General features: G+C 65.9%; 3 protein-coding genes and 1 pseudogene. 3 read left to right on the top strand and 1 reads right to left on the bottom strand.

Translation table 11 applies throughout. The features are described 5' to 3' along the window. The first annotated feature begins 133 nt into the window (after positions 1-133). Positions 134-1426: a Mur ligase family protein gene (locus tag DBR22_RS08790; protein ID WP_108598703.1), complete on the top strand. Its 1293-nt coding sequence runs from the start codon at positions 134-136 to the stop codon at positions 1424-1426. After that, positions 1423-2196: a type 1 glutamine amidotransferase gene (locus DBR22_RS08785; RefSeq protein ID WP_108598702.1), complete on the top strand. Its 774-nt coding sequence runs from the start codon at positions 1423-1425 to the stop codon at positions 2194-2196. Before DBR22_RS08790 ends, DBR22_RS08785 begins: the two co-directional genes overlap by 4 nt. A gap of 9 nt (positions 2197-2205) precedes the next feature. Here the strand turns inward: DBR22_RS08785 and DBR22_RS08780 are convergent, their stop codons facing one another. Continuing rightward, a complete protein-coding gene (locus DBR22_RS08780; RefSeq protein WP_258229105.1) occupies positions 2206-3477 on the bottom strand; it encodes a CapA family protein in 1272 nt (423 codons plus the stop codon). An 84-nt stretch (positions 3478-3561) separates the two neighbouring features. On the opposite strand from DBR22_RS08780, the pseudogene DBR22_RS08775 reads away from it, so the two are divergent. Next, positions 3562-3780, top strand: a pseudogene (locus tag DBR22_RS08775) (M3 family metallopeptidase); the annotation flags it as partial.

The following is a 3780-nucleotide window of genomic DNA, read 5'->3' as shown; positions in this document are numbered from 1 at the left end:
GCGCCTACGCGTGCGGAAGCGGCCGAGAGGGGGTTAGTCATCCATTCAGCATAATGGCCGGACAGCCCGTGCCTGGCAGTGGACTGCCATCCCCGTCAGGGTTCCATGCCGTTGCTGGGATATATTACAGAGCATGCTTTACATCAGTGTTCCGCTCGGCAAGCTGGTCCGCCGGGTGTCCCGGCTCAGGGGTGGCGGGTCCGCCCTGCCTGGTCTGGTGGTCGAAAAAATCGATCCCGGCTTTATGAAGCGGACACTCTCCACCCTCCCCCACGGTGTTGCCGTGGTCAGCGGAACCAACGGAAAAACCACTACCACCAAGATGGTGGTTGAGCTCCTGGAGAGCCAGGGCCTGAAGGTTTTCACCAACCGCACCGGCAGCAATTTCACCCGTGGCGTGGCAGCTGCACTGCTGGGCGAGGTGGACTGGCGCGGCCGCCTGCAGGCAGACGTTGCCGTCCTCGAGCTCGACGAGGCCCACGCCGTGCACTTCGTCAACAGTGTCCCGCCCCGGTACTGCCTCCTGCTCAACGTCCTGCGGGACCAGCTGGACCGTTTCGGCGAGATCGACAAGACGGCCCAGCTCCTCCAGCACGTTGCCGGCAAAACCACCGGAACAGTGGTGCTGAACCGGGAAGACCCGCGGGTGGCACGCATTGCGGAGACCCTGACCGGGCAGCAGGTCCACTATTTCGGACTCGACGATTCCCTGTTGAGCACATTCCCGAACGACGACGATATGCGGGCGGCGCCGGGGAGTCCCCTCCCCGCAGCCCTCCCGGAAAAGCCGCACGCCGACGTCGTACTCCGCAAGGTTGGGCCGGACACCGCTGATTTTGAGTACGACGGCGTTACGGTCACCACCGCGATGAAGCTCCGCGGCGTCTACAACATCTTTAATGCCGCTGCCGCTCTTGCCCTCGCCCGCAGCATCTGCGGTTCCGGTGCCGCGACTGCCGACCACGGCACCCTGCTCACGGCACTGTCGCAGGTTGAACCCGCCTTCGGCAGGGGCGAGAGCCTGGTGGTGGACGGCCAGCCCCTGGACCTGGTGCTGGTCAAGAACCCCAGCGGCTTCCGGCTGGGACTCAAGTCCTTTGCCGCCGGCGGCTACGCCACGATGATCGCCATCAATGACAACTACGCTGACGGCCGGGACATGTCCTGGCTGTGGGATGTGGAATTTGATTCGCTCCGCGACGGCGGCGTGGACCAGCTGACAGGGTCGCGCGCCTATGACATGGCGCTGCGGCTGCAGTACGACAACGTGCCAATCGGCGCCGTTGAGCCGGACATAGCCCCCGCCCTGGCCGCCTTCATCCGCGAGGCCAAAGGCAAACCGAAGCGGGTTTTCTGCACCTACACAGCCATGCTGGCCATCCGCCGCGAGCTGTCCAAAATCACCACAGTCGAGGTGGTCTCATGACCGAGGAATCACCGGTCTCCCGGGCCGGCAAGGGCAACAGCAAGGGCAACAGCAAGGGCACCATCCGGATCCTGCAGCTCTATCCGCGGGACATGAACATCTACGGCGACTGGGGCAACGCCCTGGTTCTGAAGCGGCGCCTCCAGTGGCACGGCTACACGCCTGAACTCCTGGAGTACAACCCGGGCGACGACTTCCCGGCGGACGTTGACATCATCGTCGGCGGCGGCGGCCAGGACAGCGGCCAGCTGATCATCCAGGAGGATCTTCAGCTCCGCGCCGGCACCCTGACGGAACTGGCTGAGGATGGTGCCCCCATGCTGGTCATCTGCGGCCTGTACCAACTGTTCGGTCGCTTCTTCAAAACACGCCTCGGGACGGTCATTCCGGGCATCGGCATCCTCGATGTCGAGACCCAGGGCACTGACGAACGCCTGATCGGGAACGTCAGGGTTTCGACGCCGGAATTCGGCGAAGTGCTGGGGTACGAGAACCACAGCGGGCAGACGACGCTCGGAAGCGGTGTCCGGCCGCTGGGTACCGTGGCCAAGGGAACAGGCAACAACAGCAAGGACGGCCAGGAAGGGGCGCGCTACAAGAACGTGGTGGCCAGCTACCTGCACGGATCATTGCTGCCGAAGAACCCTGCCATCGCAGACTTCCTCATCAGGACTGCCGCGGAACGAAAATTCGGAACCTTTGACCCTGGCACGCCGGACGACCACTACGCCCTCCTGGCCCGCGAACACGCCGCCCGCCGCCCACGCTGAACACGCTGCTCAGGGTTCCCTGGTGATCAGGAGCTCATGCGCTCCGGCCGCCGCGGCGCCCATCGATTCCACCACCGTGGCGGTCCGCGCACGCGTCGCGGCGTCAGCCTCGGGGGTGGCGCACACACCCTGCGGAGCATCGGAGGCCACGGAGCACCAGCGGTACGGATCGCGGACGATCACCGAAGGTGCCCAGGCCAGGTCCGACGCCGCCCACTTGCCGGCGGTGTCCTGGCTGAACTGTGCCCTCACCAGCAGTCCCTCGTTGTTGACCACGTACCACGGTGACAGCTCGGTGACCCCGTTGCCCAGCCCGTACACGATCCAGGTGCCCTTGTAGTTTTCGATGGGCAGCACGGAGTGGGTGTGGTGGCCGTAGACCATGGTGAACTGGCCGCTGTCCACCAGTGCGTGGGCTACCTCCACCTGCTGGACGTTGGCTTCGCTGACGTACTCCTCCCCTGCGTGCATGGCGGCCAGTACGATGTCAGCTCCCAGCGCCCTTGCCTTCACGGCCTTGGCAATCATGGCGGGCGCGTCCAGCAGGTCCACCTGCCACCCGTATTCGGGCAACAGTCCGTTCAGGCCGTAGGTTCCGCTGATGATGGCTATCCTGGCGGCCTCCGTCTGCAGGATCAGGATGCCCTGCGATTCCAGTTCGGTCCGGTAGGAACCGGTGTGTTTGAGGCCGGCCGCATCCAGGGCATCAAGGGTGCGCAGGACACCGTCTGTGCTGCGGTCGATCGTGTGGTTGCTGGCGGTGGTGCAGGCCTGGTAGCCGACCCCCTTGGCCGCCGTGATGATCTGCGGTGGAACGTTGAAGGACGGATAGGCGGAGAAGGGCCCCTCCGGCCCCGCCACCGGAGTCTCCTGGTGGCAGATGGCCAGGTCGCTGTGCTGGATGTACCGGCGCTGGCCTTCCAGCAGCGGCCCAAAGTCCAGCCCGGATTTCCCTGCCGCGGCGGCGTCATCATGGGCCTGCTGCCAGAGCTGGGCGTGGACCAGCATGTCACCGGTGACCAGCACGGAGGTGCAGCGCAGCGTGGGGCAGGCCGGACCCGCTCCCGGCGTCGGGGTGGGTGTTGGTGTGGGCACAACCGCCGGTGAGGCGCCCGGCCGCCCCCCGGCGGACTCCCTGGCCGTCGTTCCGGAGGGTGTGCTCCCGTTCTGTTCGGCCACGAGGCCGCAGCCGGCGAGTACCGCCGCGAGCATACCCGCAAGAGTAATTGCCGGCAGTGCAGCCCTGATCCGACGGGCAGCACCGCCTCCTTTGTTCCCCATACGCGCCATTGTAGGTTCGGTGAGGGCGCCAGGTGCGGATCTCCGGGCGTTGAGAAGCCTGCGCCGGTATGAAAGGTTTGCCTGATGACGAATCCGCTCCTTAGCCCCAGCCCGCTACCCTACGGGCTGCCGCCATTTGCCCAGCTCAGCCCGTCCCATTACGCCGAGGCCGTGGACGCGGGCCTGGCTGAACATCTGGCTGAAATCCAGGCCATCGTGGCCAGCGCGGCGCCGGCCAACTTCGACAACACTGCCGTGGCCATGGAGCGGGCAGGCCAACTGCTCCAGCGGGCCGCGGCGTCC

Source organism: Arthrobacter sp. HMWF013 (genome assembly GCF_003061105.1).
Lineage (GTDB): Bacteria > Actinomycetota > Actinomycetes > Actinomycetales > Micrococcaceae > Arthrobacter.
The sequence above is the reverse complement of the archived record's forward strand: the minus strand, read 5'-3'. Positions and strand labels throughout refer to the sequence as shown.